Here is a 15146-nt window from a genome sequence, read left to right as displayed (position 1 = left end):
GTCAGCTTCCTTGGGCAAACAGCGCGTCCAGCATCGCGATACTCGGCTCAAAGTTTGCGCACTCGCGAAAACCTTGCTGCAAAAATGCTTCCATCCGCGGATACAGCGCAATCGCACGGTCGAGCAGCGCGTCGCGCCCGCTCGAATAGGCGCCGACGTTGATCAGATCGCGATTGCGCTGATAGCGCGACAGCATCTGCTTGAACATACGCGTTTTGTCGAGATGGTTATCGTCGATCAGCGCGGTCATTGCCCGGCTAATCGACGCTTCGATGTCGATCGCCGGATAGTGACCGGCCTCGGCGAGCGAACGCGACAGCACGATATGGCCGTCGAGAATCGCGCGCGCGGAGTCGGCGATCGGGTCCTGCTGGTCGTCGCCTTCGGTCAGCACGGTGTAGAACGCGGTGATCGAGCCGCCGCCCGCCGGGCCGTTGCCGGTCCGCTCGACGAGCGCCGGCAGCTTGGCGAACACCGAAGGCGGATAACCCTTGGTGGCGGGCGGCTCGCCCACGGCCAGCGCGATTTCGCGCTGGGCCATCGCGTAGCGGGTCAGCGAATCCATCAGCAGCAGCACGTGCTTGCCCTGATCGCGGAAATATTCGGCAAGCGAGGTCGAGTACGACGCGGCCTGCATCCGCAAGAGCGGCGAGACGTCGGCCGGCGCGGCGATCACGACGGAGCGCGCCAGACCTTCCTCGCCGAGAATCTGTTCGATGAATTCCTTCACTTCGCGGCCGCGTTCGCCGATCAGGCCGATCACGATCACTTCGGCGCTGGTGTAACGCGCCATCGTTCCGAGCAACACCGATTTACCGACGCCCGAACCGGCGAACAGACCCATGCGCTGGCCACGGCCCACGGTCAGAAGCGCGTTGATCGCGCGCACGCCGACGTCGAGCACCTTGTGAATCGGCTCGCGGTTCAGCGGGTTGATGACCGGCGCCGACAGCGGCGCGTCGGCGTGCGTGCCGAGCGGGCCGAGGCCGTCGAGCGGCCGGCCCGACGCATCGAGCACGCGGCCGAGCAATTCCCAGCCGACCGGCAGGCGCTTGGCGCCCGCCATCGGATCGGCGATCGGCGCGCTTTCGAGCGGATAAACGCGCGCGCCGGGCAAGAGGCCGATCACCTCGGTGGTCGGCATCAGAAACAGTTTGTCGCCGGAGAAGCCGACCACTTCGGCTTCGGCCATCGGCAGCGAACTGCCGGGCGGCAGTTCGATCATCACCTCGGCGCCCACCGACAGACGCAGGCCAACCGCTTCGAGCACCAGACCGGCGGCGCGCGTCAGGCGCCCGCAGGCGCGCATCGGCCTGGCGATCGCGTTGCGCGCGCGCAGCGCGTCGAGCCGGCCGCGCCAGGCTTGCATGTGCGGATTGGTGTCGAGGGCGGGATCGTAAGGAGCCAGCGCCTCGGCGCCGAACGACGCCAGCGCGAGCTCGCGTTCGAGCGGCGTCAGATCGCTGGCGCGAATCTCTTCGAGCGTCGGCTTCACCATGTGCTCACCTTGCCAAGCGCCGCGGCGACGCGCTCCCAGCGCGTCTCGATGCCGGCATCCACCTCGCCGCTGCCGGCCTGCGCGCGGCAGCCGCCGCGTTCGATCGACGCATCGGTGCGCACGGTCCAGCCGCGCGTTTGCAGTTCTTCCATCAGATAGGCTTCGACGACCGGCAAGTCGGCCGGACTGACGATCAGCGCCGGCGCGCCGACCAGCGTCGGCTCGGCGGCCAGCACCTCACGCGCGGCGGCAATGAGTGCGGTCGGATCGTGCTGCACGTGCTGGCGCACCACCTGTTGCGCGATGTCCAGCGCCAACGCGACCAGCGTCTCCGAGATCGCGCCCTCGGTGCCGTCGAGCGCCGCCTTGAAGGTCGCGGCCAACGCGGCGAGACGTGCGGCTTCTTCGCGCGCTTCGCTTTGGCCCTGCTCGAAACCCTGCGCGTGACCTTGCTCGTAACCGGCCTGATAACCGAGCGCCTGTCCGGCCACGTGACCCGACGCAATGCCCTGCGCATGCGCGGACTCGCGCAGACGTTCGAGTTCGGCTTCGAACGCGCCGTCGTCGACTTCGGGTTCGGGCGGCGCCGGCGGCACCGGATCGAACGAGGCCATCTCCCAGCGCTGGTAGGCCGAGAGGCTGTCCTTGCGCCTGGAGGTCGTATCAGACATACGCATCTTCCGCCTTGCCGCCTAGAACGATCTGGCCGCTTTCCGCTAGATTGCGCACGATCTGCAGGATGCGGCGCTGCTGCGTCTCGACTTCGGAGACGCGCACCGGACCGCGCGCGTCGAGGTCTTCGGCGAGCAGTTCGGCGGCGCGCTGCGACATGTTCGACAGGAACTTCTGGCGCAGCGCGGGCGGCGCGCCCTTCAGCGAAATGATCAGCGCCTCGGACTCGACTTCCTTCAGCAGCAGCTGGATCGCGCGGTCTTCCAGATCGAGCAGGTTCTCGAACACGAACATCTGGTCGATGATCTTTTGCGCGAGTTCCGCGTCGTACTGGCGGACGTTTTCGATGACGCCTTCTTCATGGTTGCTCGACATGAAGTTGAGAATCTCGGCCGCCGTGCGGATGCCGCCCATCGGGCTGCGCTTGAGGTTGTCGCTGCCGGACAGCAGGCCCGTCAGCACGTCGTCGAGTTCGCGCAGCGCGGCCGGCTGGATGCCGTCGAGCGTCGCGATCCGCAACAGCACGTCGTTACGCAGACGTTCGGTGAAACACGCGACGATTTCCGACGCCTGATCGCGGTCCAGGTGCACGAGGATCGTCGCGATGATCTGCGGGTGCTCGTTCTTGATGAGCTCGGCCACCGCTGCGGAGTCCATCCACTTGAGGCCCTCGATACCGCTGGTATCGCTGCCCTGCAAAATCCGGTCGATGATCGCGCCGGCCTTGTCGTCGCCGAGCGCCTTGGTCAGCACCGAGCGGATGTAGTCGCTCGAATCGAGCGACAGCGCCGTATGCTTTTCGGCCTCGCGCACGAACTCCTGCAGGACCTCGTCGATCTGTTCACGCGTGATGTTCTTCAGCGCGGCCATCGCGACGCCGATCTTCTGGACCTCACGCGGCCCGAGGAACTTGAACACCTGCGCGGCTTCTTCCTCACCGATCGACATCAGCAGGAGCGCGCTCTTCATTACGCCTTCAGCGCTCATCGGACACCCAGTTTTTCACGACGGTTGCAACGATCTTCGGATCCTGGCGCGCGATGTTGCGCGCGAATTCCAGGTTCCGTTCGTATTTGTGCTTGGCGTTCTCCAGCATCAGCAGCTCGGAGTCGGCTTCCGCTTCGGCGGCGGTGCCGGCGGCCATGCGCTCGGCGGCCGGGATGCCGTCCAGCAGGATCGGCTCGTCCGGCGACGGCAGCGCCGCGGCGGCGACCGGCTCCGGCGGCGGGAACGCGCGGCGCAGCGCCGGCTTCACCATCACGAAGTAGAGGAACAGGGCGACGGCGCCGATCCCGAGGTAGGTCGCGATCTGCCTGGCGAGCGCGATCATGTCCGGCGAGCGCCACCACGGCAGGTCGGCGTTCGGGTCGACGTCGGCGGTGAACGCGCTGTTGACCACGTTGACCGAGTCGCCGCGCGACGCGTCGAAGCCCATCGCGTCCTTCACCAGCTGATTGACCTGCGTGAGCTTGTCGGCGGTGACCGGCTGCATCGTGGCGTGGCCCTTGGCGTCGACCACCCGCATATAGTTGACCACCACCGCCACCGACAGACGCTTGATGCCGCCCATCGGCTGCTCCAGATGGCGCACGGTCTTGTCGAGTTCGTAGTTGGTGGTCGAATCCTTGCGGTCGCTGACCGGCGTGGTGGTCACGCCGCTCGCGCCGTTCGGCGCATTGACCGGCGCCGAAGCCGGTTGCGGCGGCTGGTTCGACAGCGCGCCGGGCACGCCCGAGGCGGCCGCCTGCGACATTTCGGTGGCGCTGCTCGATTGCTGGCTGCGGATCGCGGCTTGTTGCGGGCTGCCGTTCGGGCCGTAGTTTTCCGAGGTCTGCTCGATACGCGCGAAGTCGATATCGGCGCTGACCTGCGAATGCGCATTGCCGGCGCCGAACAGCGGCGCGAGGATCGCGTCGATGCGCTGTTGCGTGTTGCGTTCGATCTGCTGGCGATACTTCAGCTGCGAGGCGTCCAGACCGCTGCCGGAGGACGGGTTCGTCAGCAGGTTGCCGTCCTGGTCGAGGATCGTCACGCCGCGCACCGGCATATCCGGCACCGCCGACGACACCATATGGGTAATCGCCAGCACCTGGCCTTCGTCGAGCGCGCGGCCCGGATACAGGTCGACCAGCACCGACGCGGAGGGCGCTTCCTTGTCGCGCACGAACACGGAAGGCTTCGGAATCGCCAGATGCACGCGCGCCGACTTCACCGAGGAAATCGATTCGATCGTGCGTTGCAGCTCGCCTTCCAGTGCGCGCTGATAGTTGATCTGCTCGGCGAACTGGCTGATGCCGAACTTCTGGTTGTCCATCAATTCGAAGCCGACCGAGCCGCTCTTCGGCAGGCCTTGCGAAGCCAGACGCAGGCGCATTTCATGCACCTGCTCGGCGGGCACGAGGATCGCGCCGCCGGCGTCGGAAAACTTGTAGGGAATATTGGCCTGCTGGAGCGCGGTGATGATCGCGCCGCCGTCGCGGTCCGACAGGTTGCTGTAGAGCACCTTAAAGTCCGGCGCGCGCGACCACAGGAACAGACCCGCCACGATCGCAACCAGCAGCGCGACAGCAAAAATCAGCGGCGCACGCGGATTGCCGCGCATTTGCGCGAGGCCCGACAGGCGTTGGCCGAAGTTGCCGCCCATGCCGCCAAGGTTGCCCCCCAAGCCGCCGAGGTCGGCCGCGCCGCCCGGCTGGCCGGCGCCGGACGCGCCCGCGCCCGGCTGCGCGCCGGCGAGGCCCATGCGGGCGTCGGGGTTGATCAAAGAGTTGGCTGACGAATCCATGCGTCGGGTATCTCCGGGATGCCTTTGCGTTCTGCCGCCTCGCCGCGCCGAGGGTCGGCGGGCGCACGGACAGATACTTTCACCATTGAAATTATCCGCAGGGCCGCTCAACCCGATTGCTTGAATAGAGCCGGGTTTTCCCCCTAGTTTCGGGGCTTTCCCTAAAGGCCCGCTGCTATGCTTTCGCTCAGATCGGTGCGGTTCGGCATGCCGGTCGTCATTCCCTGGAGAGAACATGACTTTGCCCGTGAACGCGCTCTCGTCGGCGCTGCAACAGATGCAGTCGATGGCGGCGCAAGCGGCCGGCAGCAGCAACCCGGCGGCCGGCCAGTCCGGCGCGGCGACGCCCGGCGGCTTCGCCTCGGCGCTGAAGGCGTCGCTCGACAAGATCAGCGGCGATCAGACCAAGGCGGTCGGCGAATCGCAGGCGTTCGAACTCGGCGCGTCGAACGTGTCGCTGAACGACGTGATGGTCGATATGCAGAAGGCCAACGTCGGTTTCCAGTTCGGCTTGCAGGTGCGCAACAAACTGGTGTCGGCCTATAACGACATCATGCAGATGTCGGTGTGAGCGCGGCCCGGGCGGCAAGGCTGTCCCGCTTGCCTGCCTGAACGCTGAACACCGTGTGGCCAACCGGGCCGCCCGACGTGGGCCGACCAATGTGGCCCGACCAACGTGGCCCGCTCCAATCAGCCCTTAATCCTCCTTACAACAGACTAAAGCTTTCCCGCTGCCTATCCGATAACCAGGTACAGGCAGAGTTCGGCGCGCGGCAACGTGCACGGATGGGTTGCCATGACCAACCGCAGTGCAAGAGAGGAGGAGCGCCGATGTTTTCCCCAGGACACTCTGGAGCCAATGCGTATGCACGCGTGGGCGTCGAGACGGGGGTGATGGGCGCGAGTCCGCATCGTCTGATCGTGATGTTGTATCAGGGCGCCCGGCAAGCGATCGCGCAAGCGCGCATGCATGTGCAGCAAGGCAATGTGCCGGCTCGCGGAGAAGCGATCGGCAAGGCGATTCAGATCGTCGAAAGCGGGCTGCAGCAGTCGCTCAACCGGGAGGCGGGCGGCGAGATTGCAGAGCGGTTGGACGCGCTATACAGCTATATGGCGCGTCGGCTGCTCGAAGCCAACATAAAACAAAGCGAGGCGATGCTGGTCGAGGTCGATGGCCTGCTGGCGACGCTGGAAGAAGCCTGGATCGGGATTGCCCCGGAGATCGCGCGGATGGCGGCACAGCCGGCCGCGGAAAGCATGAGATGACATCGAACGCAGAATATTTCGCCCGCTACGAGGCGATTGCAGCGATTTCCCACCGCATGTTGACGGCGGCGCGGCGAGCCCTGTGGAACGATCTGGTGCGCTTGCAGGAGGAGTACCGGATTCTGGTGGATGCGCTGCGGGATGCGGAAACCGGCGTCAAGCTGGACGAATCGGAGCGCCTGCGCAAATACGCGCTGATCCGGCAGATCCTCGCCGACGACGCCGCGGTTCGCGATCTGGCGAATCCGGGCATGGCCAATCTGTCGGCCCTGTTTGCCGGACGGTCGGCCTGCGTGCTCAAGGAACTGTACGGGGCGCGCTGAGTTTGACCGGGCGCGCCGGGTTTGCCTGGATCGGATTGGATTTGCCCAGGCGCGCCGGATCGTACCTGAGCGCGCTGCCCATGTGACCAAGGAATCGGCATGAACGGAATCGACACGGCCATCGCTTCGCTGCTCGCGAGCCGGGTCGACAGTCTGCTCAATATTGCGCCGGGCTCGGCGGCCACCACGCAGACCGGTGCGGCGGGCGTCGATACCGCGCCGTCGGCGGCGACGCCCGTAGCGGCGCCCGCCACGCCGCCGGCTTCGGCACAAACCGCGCTGTCCGCCGTCGCGCTGACGCTCAACGCGATCGTGCACTCGGGCGGCGACGCGACGCCTGCCGTGCTTGGCCAGACGCCGATCTGGCCGGCCGCGCCGGCGCTCGATGTCGGAATCGGCGGCTTGCCGCTGTTCGACACTTTTTCCCCGGCTTCCCCCAATACCGCGTTTTCCGCTGCGAACACCCCTGCGAATGCAGCCGCGACCACGTCCACCGCGAACGTGGCCGCCGCGCAGGTGCCGGTCGCCGCGCTGGCGGCGGCACTCGAACAGACGGTCGGCGACAGCGGTTTGTTCTACGAAGCTCATCTCGCGCAATGGCTGGCGGGCCAGCGCTCGCCCGCCGCCCTGGCCGGCGAGGCGCAAAACAGGCTAGTGGCCGCTGCCGCGCAATTGCCGCTCGACTGGGCGAGCGATGCCGAGCCGGCTCCAAGCGCGAATACCGCGCAGCGCCAGGGGTTGGGCGCCTCGGCCAACGGTGCGGCCAGCGGCGGGCCCGACGGCAACGCCGCCGCGCGCGCGACGCCGGCGATCCAGACGGCACAGGCCGCGCGTTTCGTGGCTGGCGAAGTGCTGGCCAACTCTCTTTCGGATCTGAACGGCCAGCCCGCGCACTCGAGCTTGCATAACGCCGCGGCGCCTTTGGCTGATGGCGCGCCGTCGCAAAACGCGCCGTCGCAAAACTCGCAATCGATGGGAGCTCAGGTCCATCCGGCGACGATTCCTTTGGTGCGTCAGCAACTCGATCTGCTCGCGACCGGGCAGTTTCGCTGGACCGGCGAAGCGTGGCCGGGCGCCAAGCTCGACTGGACAATCGAGCAGGACGGCGACGAATGGAACCGCAGCGGCGGCGGCACGGCGAGCGAGGACGAGCAGCCATGGCGCACGCGTCTGACGCTGTCGCTGCCGACGCTCGGCACCGTCGATGCGGAATTGACGCTGACGGGCACGCGGCTGGTGGCGCGCGTGCAGGCGAGTCCCGGCGGTGCGGCGCGGCTGGCGATGCAGGGCGAGAGCTTTCGTCAGCGGTTGGCGGCGGCGGGCATCGAACTGAACGGGCTGACGATCCGCGAGATCGGCGGCGGCGCGCCTGCCGCGGCGTCCAACGCAGCAGGCGCGGCAGGTGCGGCAGCGGCTTCGGCGTATGCGCGCTCCGCCTCGGCGGCCTCACCGGCGCCGACTACGCGCCGCGCCGCACGCGCGATCCGGCCGGAGGCCGCGCCGCTCGACGATTTCGATTGGGATATGCGATGAGCCGCAAACACCGCCGCAGCGCGGCAGCGCTCGTCTATGACGCGCACGGCGGCGAACCCGCGCCGCGTGTGATCGCCAAGGGCTACGGCCTCGTCGCCGAGATGATCGTGCAGCGCGCCAAGGAAGCCGGCCTCTACGTGCATGAAGCGCCGGAGATGGTGTCGCTGCTGATGCAGGTAGACCTCGATACGCGGATTCCGCCGCAGCTTTACCAGGCGGTGGCGGAATTGCTGGCGTGGCTGCATCGGCTGGAAAGCGGCGCGGAGGATGAGCCCGAAGACGGGGCCGCCAGGGAGCCGGACGTCACCGACGTGGTCGCCACCGAAGTTTCCGGCGAGGTTTCCGGCGACGTTTCCGGCGAGGTTTCCGGCGAGATGCGCGCGGACGGGGTCGCGCGTTGATCCACGCGATTGCGTCGTCGAGCGTGTCGTAGGGGACGATCGGCAGCAGCGGTCCGAAGATTTCCTCCTGCATCAGCGCGCTTTCGTCCGGCGCCTGGGTGACGGCGATCAAGCGGCAATCAAGCGACAATCAAGCCACAATCAAGCCGCAAACGCTCGCTCGATGATCGCCGCGTGGTCGAACGTAGCCGGCAGCGTGCCGTACACGCGGCCGCTTTCGCCGCAGCCGTCGGCGAGCCGGGTGGCGATGAAGGCATCGGCGACTTCGGCGGGCGCATGCTGGATCAGCAAGCTGGCCTGCGCGATCAGCACGATTTGCTGCGCGATACGCCGGGCGGACGTCTCGCGATGTTCGGCCGGTCCGTTGAGCGTGGCGGCGAGCCTGGCGAGCGCGGCGCCCAGCGCCGGGTGGCTCTGCGCGTCCGCTTGCCACGCGGCGAACAACGCTTGCGCCGCTTCGGGTTCGCGTTCGATGGCGCGCAGCACGTCGAGGCACATCACGTTGCCCGAACCTTCCCAGATCGAATTCACGGGGGCTTCGCGATAAAAACGCGCCATCGGCGCCGTCTCGACGTAGCCGTTGCCGCCCCAGACTTCCATCGCCTCGCCGGTGAATTCGAGTGCGCGCTTGCAGACCCAATACTTCGCCGCCGGCGTGACGATGCGCCGCCACGCGCGCCCGGCGGGCGATGCGTTAGCCGCATCGGCCGATTCTTCGAAAGCCCGCGCGAGACGCATGAACAGCACAGTCGCCGCTTCCGACTCCAAAGCAAGATCGGCCAGCACGTTGCGCATCAGCGGCTGATCGGCGAGATGCCGTCCGAACGCGCTGCGATGCCGCGCGTGATGGATCGCCTGCACCAGCGCCGCGCGCATCAACGCCGCGCTGCCGATCACGCAATCGAGCCGCGTGTAGTTCGCCATTTCGATGATGGTCGGCACGCCGCGGCCTTCGTCACCGATCAGGATGCCGAATGCGTCGAAGAACTCGACTTCGCTGCTCGCGTTCGAGCGGTTGCCGAGCTTGTCTTTCAGACGCTGGATCTGCACCGCGTTCTTGCTGCCGTCCGGCGCGAAGCGCGGCACGAAGAAGCACGACAGGCCTTCGTGATCGCCGGTGCGGGCGAGCACCAGATGCGCGTCGCATTGCGGCGCGGAGAAAAACCATTTGTGGCCGACGAGGCGGTATTCGGCGCCGCGACCGCTGCCGTGCGTGGCGTACGCGCGTGTCCGGTTGCTGCGCACGTCGGAGCCGCCTTGCTTCTCGGTCATGCCCATGCCGATCATCGCCGAGGTTTTCTGCGCGAGCGGGACGTCGCGCGGATCGTGTTCGCGGGTATAGAGCTTGTCGCGCAGCGTGCCGAACAAGGCCGGTTCGCGCTGCAACACCGGAATGCTCGCGAAGGTCATCGTCAACGGGCAGAGCGAACCGGATTCGAGTTGCGCGTGCAGGAAGTAGCCGGCGCAACGGGCGACCATCGCGCCGCGCTGCGGGTCGGAAAACGGCAGCGCGTGCAGACCTTCGCGGCGCAGCAGCGACAGCAGCGTATGCCACGACGGATGAAACTCCAGCGCGTCGATGCGTTCGCCGCGCGGGCTGTGCGTGAACAGTTCGGGTGTGTGGCGGTTGGCCAGTTCCGCGAGCGCGAGCGTTTCCGGCGTGGTGAGCGCGGCGCCGTCGCGCAGCAGCGCCTCGCGATGCCACGCGGCGCCTTCGCGTTCGAGGGCGGCGGATAAAGCGGCGTCGCTCGCAAACAGGTTGTAGTCCGCCAGCGGCGGCGCCTGATTTGTCACGTCGTGCGTGTGACCGAGTGTGTGGCCGCGGGCGTGCCCGCGCTCTTGCGGTTCCATCTGCTGTCTCCGTTCACCGGATGCGCGCCGGCGCTGATCGGCGCTGCATTGCGTTGCGCCGTGCTGTCTGATCACTGCGTGTCGTGCCGCACGCTGACGGGACGGCGCGCCCGGCGCCGTGTTCGAATGCTTTGCGCGGGCAGCCTGGCGGGCGCTCGCGCGTCTTTCATCATAGGGTCGCAACTGCGCTTTCGTTTAGCGGGATCGCCCTGACATGAACTCGCCGTGGTGCCGCAACGCTCCCTGCAATGCCGATAAAACACACGTAGACAAGTGTGCACGAGACAGGGTCCGCGGGCAACGCGGCCCATTAGGAGGAGCGGATGCAATACGACTACATCATCGTCGGTGCAGGCTCGGGCGGCTGCTCGCTGGCGAGCCGCATGTTTTTATCTGGAAAGCGGCGCCGCGATTCCGCTCATGCCGATACCCGGCCCCAGCATGAAATCGTCGCCGGCCTGGCCCGGCAGCGTCTCGCGGGCAACCTCGAGCCACGCGCGCGCTGCATGCGACAGATAGCCGTTGCGGCGCCAGCCTATCGCCATCTCCCAGGGAATTTCCGGCTCGACGACCGGCCGGCAGGTAAACTGCGCGGCGTCGAGCCGCCGGCAATACGGCGCCGGCAACAGCGCAATGCCGACCCCGGCCAGCACCAGCGCCGCCATGAAGTCCCAATGCCCGCTACGTCCGACGATGGTCGGCGCAAACCCCGCCGTGCGGCACGCGTTCAGAACGACATCATTGAGCGCAAGGCTTTCGCCATAGAACACGAACGGTTCGCTGGCCAGCTGGCCAAGCGGCACCTCATGCACATCGTCCCAGCGCGAACCGGTGCGCGCGACCAGCCACAACAATTGCCGCGTCATCGGGAGAACGTCGATATTTTCGGGGTCGACCGGTTGCAGCACGCCGCCCAACTCCAGCTCGCCGTTGATCAGCGCCGCTTCGATCGCGCGTGAACCCTGCTCGAACAGCTTCAGTTCGATTTTCGGGTAGCGCTGACGGAACGCGGCGATCGCGGGCGTGAAGAGCGAGCCGCCCATCGGCGGAATGCCGATCGTCAGTTCGCCGCGGCCGAGCGTGTCGAGATCGTTCAGCTCGGCCTGCAACTGCGCGTGAGCGGCCAGCACGTCCTGGCCGCGCTGATAGACGATCCGGCCGGCATCGGTCAGCACCATCTGGCGCCCGTCGCGCAGCAGCAGCGGCGAGCCGATCTCGTCTTCCAGCGACTTGACCATCTTGCTGATGGTCGGCTGCGTCACGAACATCTGCTCGGCGGCGACGGTGAAGCTCTGTTGACGCACCACTTCGACGAAATAGCGCAGCGCACGTAGTTCCACGATCTGGGACTCCGAAATTCCAAATTGGAATGGTTTGAATGGTAGTAAGTCATTATATTTATGTTGCGTTGCAACCTATACTGACTTTCATCAAAAGTCACCTAGGGATTGCCATGACGACGCAGCTTCTCTCCCGATTCGCGAACGCCGGCCGCGCCAGCGGCGCGATGCGCGTGGCGCGGATCGCCGTGCAGAGCGGTGCGCTTGCCGGCCTCTGGCTGGTCGCCGATTTCGTCGTGCGTCAGCTTCATTTGCCGGTGCCGGGCGGCGTGCTCGGTCTGGTCGCGTTGCTCGCGCTGCTGTTCTGCGGCGGTATCGCGCCGCGCTGGATCAAGGCCGGCGCCGACTGGCTGCTGTCGGACATGCTGCTGTTCTTCATTCCGGCCGCGGTTGCGGCGGTGCAGTACGGCGGGCTGTTTCGCGAGGACGGCTGGCGTCTCGCGCTGGTGGTGGTCGCCGGCACCTTGATGGTGATGGTCGCGGTCGCCTTTGCGGTCGAACAGGCCGCACGGCTCGAACGCCGGCTGGCGCTGCGCCGCGTGATGGTCGCGCGGCATGCGGCCCGCGCCTGATTATTCTTCCACCTCTCTGCCACGCTGAAGCCCGCCCATGAACGCGCTTTATTCGTCCCTGTTCGCCGACGATGCGTCGCGTCTGATCGCGGCCGGCTGTTTCGTGCTGACGGTGGCGTTGTATTTCGCGTCGAAGGCGCTATACGCGCGCTTCAGGTCGCCGTGGCTCACGCCCTTGCTCGCCGTGCCGGCGGTGCTCGCGGCGATCGTCGTGCTGCTGCATATTCCGTATCCGGTCTACTTCCAGGACACACGCTGGCTGATGTGGCTGCTCGGTCCCGCCACGGTCGCATTCGCCGTGCCTATCTATGAATACCGCGAGCTGCTCAAACGGCACTGGATCTCGCTGACGGTCGGCGTGACGGTGGGCATCGTGGTCGCGGTCGGCGGCTCGCTGATGCTGGCGAAGCTGCTGCATCTTTCGCCGGAACTGCAACGCAGTCTGATGACCCGTTCGGTGTCGACGCCGTTTGCGCTTGCCGTCTCCGACAAGATTCATGCGCCGAAGGACCTGACCGCGCTGTTCGTGATCGCAACAGGCGTGTGCGGGATGCTGTTCGGTGAACTGGTGCTGGGGCTCGTGCCGCTGCGTACGCGGCTCGCGCGTGGCGCGTTGTTCGGCGCGGCGGCGCATGGCGTGGGCACCGCGAAGGCGCGTGAGCTCGGCAGCGAGGAAGGCGTGGTCGCCAGTTTGACGATGATGATCGCCGGCGTGGTGATGGTGCTGCTTGCGCCGATGCTCGGTCTGCTGCCGATCTGACACCGAGGCGTACCCCACGCTCGAATTCCACAAACCCGATCCGCACCCCGTAGCCATCTCAATTTGCTACAATCGCCGTTCGTCTTCGAGGAGCGTTGCGACGGGTACCGCGAATCAGCATATTCGCCGGCCGCCCGCCAGGCTCGAAGGCTTCAATCGGAGGGTTCGGATGCGCATCGCGCTCCGATCCACCGCATCGAACCGCGCTCACGTCAAATTTCTAGTCAATTTCTTAGAAAGGAGGGCGTGATGAACGCCGCAGTTATCGATTCCCAAGCTTCCCAGGATTTCATCGTTGCCGATATGTCGCTTGCCGGCTGGGGCCGCAAGGAACTCGACATCGCCGAGACGGAAATGCCCGGCCTCGTGCAAACGCGTGAAGAGTACAAGGCGCAGCAGCCGCTGAAGGGCGCGCGCATCGCCGGTTCGCTGCACATGACGATCCAGACCGGCGTGCTGATCGAGACGCTGACCGCGCTCGGCGCGGATGTTCGCTGGGCCTCGTGCAACATTTTCTCGACGCAGGACCACGCCGCTGCGGCCATCGCCAAGGCCGGCACGCCGGTGTTCGCATTCAAGGGCGAGTCGCTCGACGAATACTGGGAGTTCTCGCACCGCATCTTCGAATGGCCGAACGGCGAATTCGCCAACATGATCCTCGACGACGGCGGCGACGCCACGTTGCTGCTGATCCTCGGCTCGAAGGCCGAGAAAGACCGCTCGGTGATCTCGAAGCCGACCAATGAAGAAGAGGTCGCACTGTATAAGTCGATCGCCCGTCATCTGGACGCAGATCCGGTCTGGTACTCGACGCGCCTCGCGCACATCAAGGGCGTGACCGAAGAAACCACGACCGGCGTGCACCGTCTGTATCAGATGGAAAAGGAAGGCCGTCTGCCGTTCCCGGCGATCAACGTCAACGACTCGGTCACCAAGTCGAAGTTCGACAACCTGTACGGCTGCCGTGAGTCGCTGGTCGACGGCATCAAGCGCGCGACCGACGTGATGATCGCGGGCAAGATCGCGGTCGTTGCAGGCTACGGCGACGTGGGCAAGGGCTGCGCGCAATCGCTGCGCGGTCTGGGTGCGACGGTATGGGTCACCGAAATCGATCCGATCTGCGCGCTGCAGGCGGCGATGGAAGGCTACCGCGTCGTGACGATGGAATACGCCGCCGACAAGGCCGACATCTTCGTGACGGCCACCGGCAACTACCACGTGATCAACCACGATCACATGAAGGCGATGCGTCACAACGCGATCGTCTGCAACATCGGTCACTTCGACTCGGAAATCGACGTGGCGTCGACCCGCCAGTACCAGTGGGACAACATCAAGCCGCAAGTCGACCACATCATTTTCCCGGACGGCAAGCGCGTGATCCTGCTGGCTGAAGGGCGTCTCGTGAACCTGGGTTGCGCAACGGGCCACCCGTCGTTCGTGATGTCGAACTCGTTCACGAACCAGACGCTGGCTCAGATCGAACTGTTCACGCAAGGCAACCAGTACGGGAACAAGGTGTACGTGCTGCCGAAGCATCTCGACGAAAAAGTTGCACGCCTGCATCTGGCGCGCATCGGCGCGAACCTGACGGTGTTGTCGGACGCGCAGGCGGGTTACATCGGCGTCGACAAGAACGGTCCGTTCAAGCCGAACCACTACCGCTATTAAGCGCGCGGGCGGTTTTAAAGCATGACGGTTTGACGACAGGGCGGCGCACCAGGCGCCGCTCTGTTCGCCATGCCCGTCTCTTTTCGTTGAACGGACACTAGCCTACAAGGAGCTCTACATGACCGTGCTGCTGACCTGGCTGATCAACGCGCTCGCGCTCCTGATCATCACCTACCTCGTTCCGTCGATTCATATCCGCAGTTTCGGCACCGCATTGATCGTCGCGGTGGTGCTCGGGTTGATCAATACGATCTTGCGGCCGGTGCTGATCCTGTTGACGCTGCCCGTGACGATTCTCACGCTCGGACTCTTCATTCTGGTGGTCAATGCGCTGTGTTTCTGGCTGTGCGCGTCGCTGCTGAAGGGCTTCGAAGTGTCGGGTTTCTGGTCGGCGTTCTTCGGCTCGATTCTGTACAGCATCGTTTCGTGGCTGCTGTCCGCGCTTATTTTCGGCAACCGCAGTATCGGTTGATC

Annotated in this window: 15 protein-coding genes, 1 pseudogene and 1 riboswitch; of the genes and pseudogenes, 9 read left to right on the top strand and 7 right to left on the bottom strand. The window is 65.8% G+C overall.

Annotated elements, in window-relative coordinates; translation table 11 throughout:
* Nucleotide 1: 1 nt before the first annotated feature.
* Genes fliI through fliF form a run of 4 tightly spaced genes read right to left on the bottom strand, consistent with a single transcriptional unit; the run spans nucleotide 2 to nucleotide 4955 of the window.
* Nucleotides 2–1498: a flagellar protein export ATPase FliI gene (gene fliI, locus AC07WT_RS20275; RefSeq protein WP_492592648.1), complete on the bottom strand. Its 1497-nt coding sequence runs from the start codon at nucleotides 1496–1498 to the stop codon at nucleotides 2–4.
* On the bottom strand, nucleotides 1492–2175 hold the full coding sequence (fliH, locus tag AC07WT_RS20270) for a flagellar assembly protein FliH (protein ID WP_494948232.1): 684 nt from the start codon (nucleotides 2173–2175) through the stop codon (nucleotides 1492–1494). The genes fliI and fliH overlap by 7 nt, the downstream gene beginning before the upstream one ends.
* Nucleotides 2162–3157, bottom strand: a complete 996-nt coding sequence (fliG, locus tag AC07WT_RS20265; protein WP_054040817.1) for a flagellar motor switch protein FliG — start codon at nucleotides 3155–3157, stop codon at nucleotides 2162–2164. Before fliG ends, fliH begins: the two co-directional genes overlap by 14 nt.
* Complete coding sequence (gene fliF, locus AC07WT_RS20260) at nucleotides 3147–4955, bottom strand: flagellar basal-body MS-ring/collar protein FliF (protein WP_494948231.1); 1809 nt, start codon at nucleotides 4953–4955, stop codon at nucleotides 3147–3149. The genes fliG and fliF overlap by 11 nt, the downstream gene beginning before the upstream one ends.
* Before the next feature lie 235 nt (nucleotides 4956–5190).
* Here fliF and fliE point away from each other — a divergent pair, with 235 nt between their 5' ends.
* The 5 genes from fliE (at nucleotide 5191) to AC07WT_RS20235 (ending at nucleotide 8478) form a co-directional block, all read left to right on the top strand.
* A complete protein-coding gene (fliE, locus tag AC07WT_RS20255; RefSeq protein ID WP_494948230.1) occupies nucleotides 5191–5526 on the top strand; it encodes a flagellar hook-basal body complex protein FliE in 336 nt (111 codons plus the stop codon).
* A 260-nt stretch (nucleotides 5527–5786) separates the two neighbouring features.
* Entirely contained in the window at nucleotides 5787–6221 is a 435-nt protein-coding gene (gene fliS, locus AC07WT_RS20250) for a flagellar export chaperone FliS (protein WP_492592652.1), read from the top strand.
* Nucleotides 6218–6544, top strand: a complete 327-nt coding sequence (locus AC07WT_RS20245) for a flagellar protein FliT (RefSeq protein WP_494948229.1) — start codon at nucleotides 6218–6220, stop codon at nucleotides 6542–6544. The genes fliS and AC07WT_RS20245 overlap by 4 nt, the downstream gene beginning before the upstream one ends.
* A 99-nt stretch (nucleotides 6545–6643) precedes the next feature.
* Nucleotides 6644–8077, top strand: a complete 1434-nt coding sequence (gene fliK / locus AC07WT_RS20240) for a flagellar hook-length control protein FliK (RefSeq protein WP_494948228.1) — start codon at nucleotides 6644–6646, stop codon at nucleotides 8075–8077.
* The gene (locus AC07WT_RS20235) at nucleotides 8074–8478 is read left to right on the top strand and encodes an EscU/YscU/HrcU family type III secretion system export apparatus switch protein (RefSeq protein WP_494948227.1); all 405 of its coding nucleotides are present in this window, start codon (nucleotides 8074–8076) and stop codon (nucleotides 8476–8478) included. The genes fliK and AC07WT_RS20235 overlap by 4 nt, the downstream gene beginning before the upstream one ends.
* Here AC07WT_RS20235 and AC07WT_RS20230 read toward each other — a convergent pair.
* The 3 genes and pseudogenes from AC07WT_RS20230 to AC07WT_RS20220 all read right to left on the bottom strand — a co-directional run.
* Nucleotides 8453–8587: pseudogene (locus tag AC07WT_RS20230) on the bottom strand (aldehyde dehydrogenase family protein); the annotation flags it as partial. The gene AC07WT_RS20235 and the pseudogene AC07WT_RS20230 sit on opposite strands and share 26 nt — an antisense overlap.
* Before the next feature lie 32 nt (nucleotides 8588–8619).
* A complete protein-coding gene (locus tag AC07WT_RS20225) occupies nucleotides 8620–10329 on the bottom strand; it encodes an isovaleryl-CoA dehydrogenase (RefSeq protein ID WP_494948226.1) in 1710 nt (569 codons plus the stop codon).
* Between the two features lie 389 nt (nucleotides 10330–10718).
* On the bottom strand, nucleotides 10719–11669 hold the full coding sequence (locus AC07WT_RS20220) for a LysR family transcriptional regulator (RefSeq protein ID WP_494948225.1): 951 nt from the start codon (nucleotides 11667–11669) through the stop codon (nucleotides 10719–10721).
* Nucleotides 11670–11782: 113 nt separating this feature from the next.
* Between AC07WT_RS20220 and AC07WT_RS20215 the strand changes: the two genes are divergently transcribed.
* The 4 genes from AC07WT_RS20215 to AC07WT_RS20200 all read left to right on the top strand — a co-directional run bounded on the left by AC07WT_RS20215 (nucleotide 11783) and on the right by AC07WT_RS20200 (nucleotide 15144).
* Nucleotides 11783–12241 carry a CidA/LrgA family protein gene (locus AC07WT_RS20215; protein ID WP_494948224.1) on the top strand — a complete coding sequence of 153 codons (459 nt, stop codon included), beginning with the start codon at nucleotides 11783–11785 and terminating at the stop codon, nucleotides 12239–12241.
* 37 nt (nucleotides 12242–12278) lie between these two features.
* On the top strand, nucleotides 12279–13001 hold the full coding sequence (locus AC07WT_RS20210) for an LrgB family protein (RefSeq protein ID WP_492592658.1): 723 nt from the start codon (nucleotides 12279–12281) through the stop codon (nucleotides 12999–13001).
* A gap of 81 nt (nucleotides 13002–13082) precedes the next feature.
* Nucleotides 13083–13217: riboswitch (S-adenosyl-L-homocysteine riboswitch) on the top strand.
* A gap of 33 nt (nucleotides 13218–13250) precedes the next feature.
* A complete protein-coding gene (ahcY, locus tag AC07WT_RS20205) occupies nucleotides 13251–14672 on the top strand; it encodes an adenosylhomocysteinase (RefSeq protein WP_494948223.1) in 1422 nt (473 codons plus the stop codon).
* A 118-nt stretch (nucleotides 14673–14790) separates the two neighbouring features.
* Complete coding sequence (locus AC07WT_RS20200; protein WP_494948222.1) at nucleotides 14791–15144, top strand: phage holin family protein; 354 nt, start codon at nucleotides 14791–14793, stop codon at nucleotides 15142–15144.
* Nucleotides 15145–15146: the final 2 nt, after the last annotated feature.

This window comes from Paraburkholderia sp. GW821-FHT02A12, from assembly GCF_059422005.1.
The sequence above is the reverse complement of the archived record's forward strand: the minus strand, read 5'-3'. Positions and strand labels throughout refer to the sequence as shown.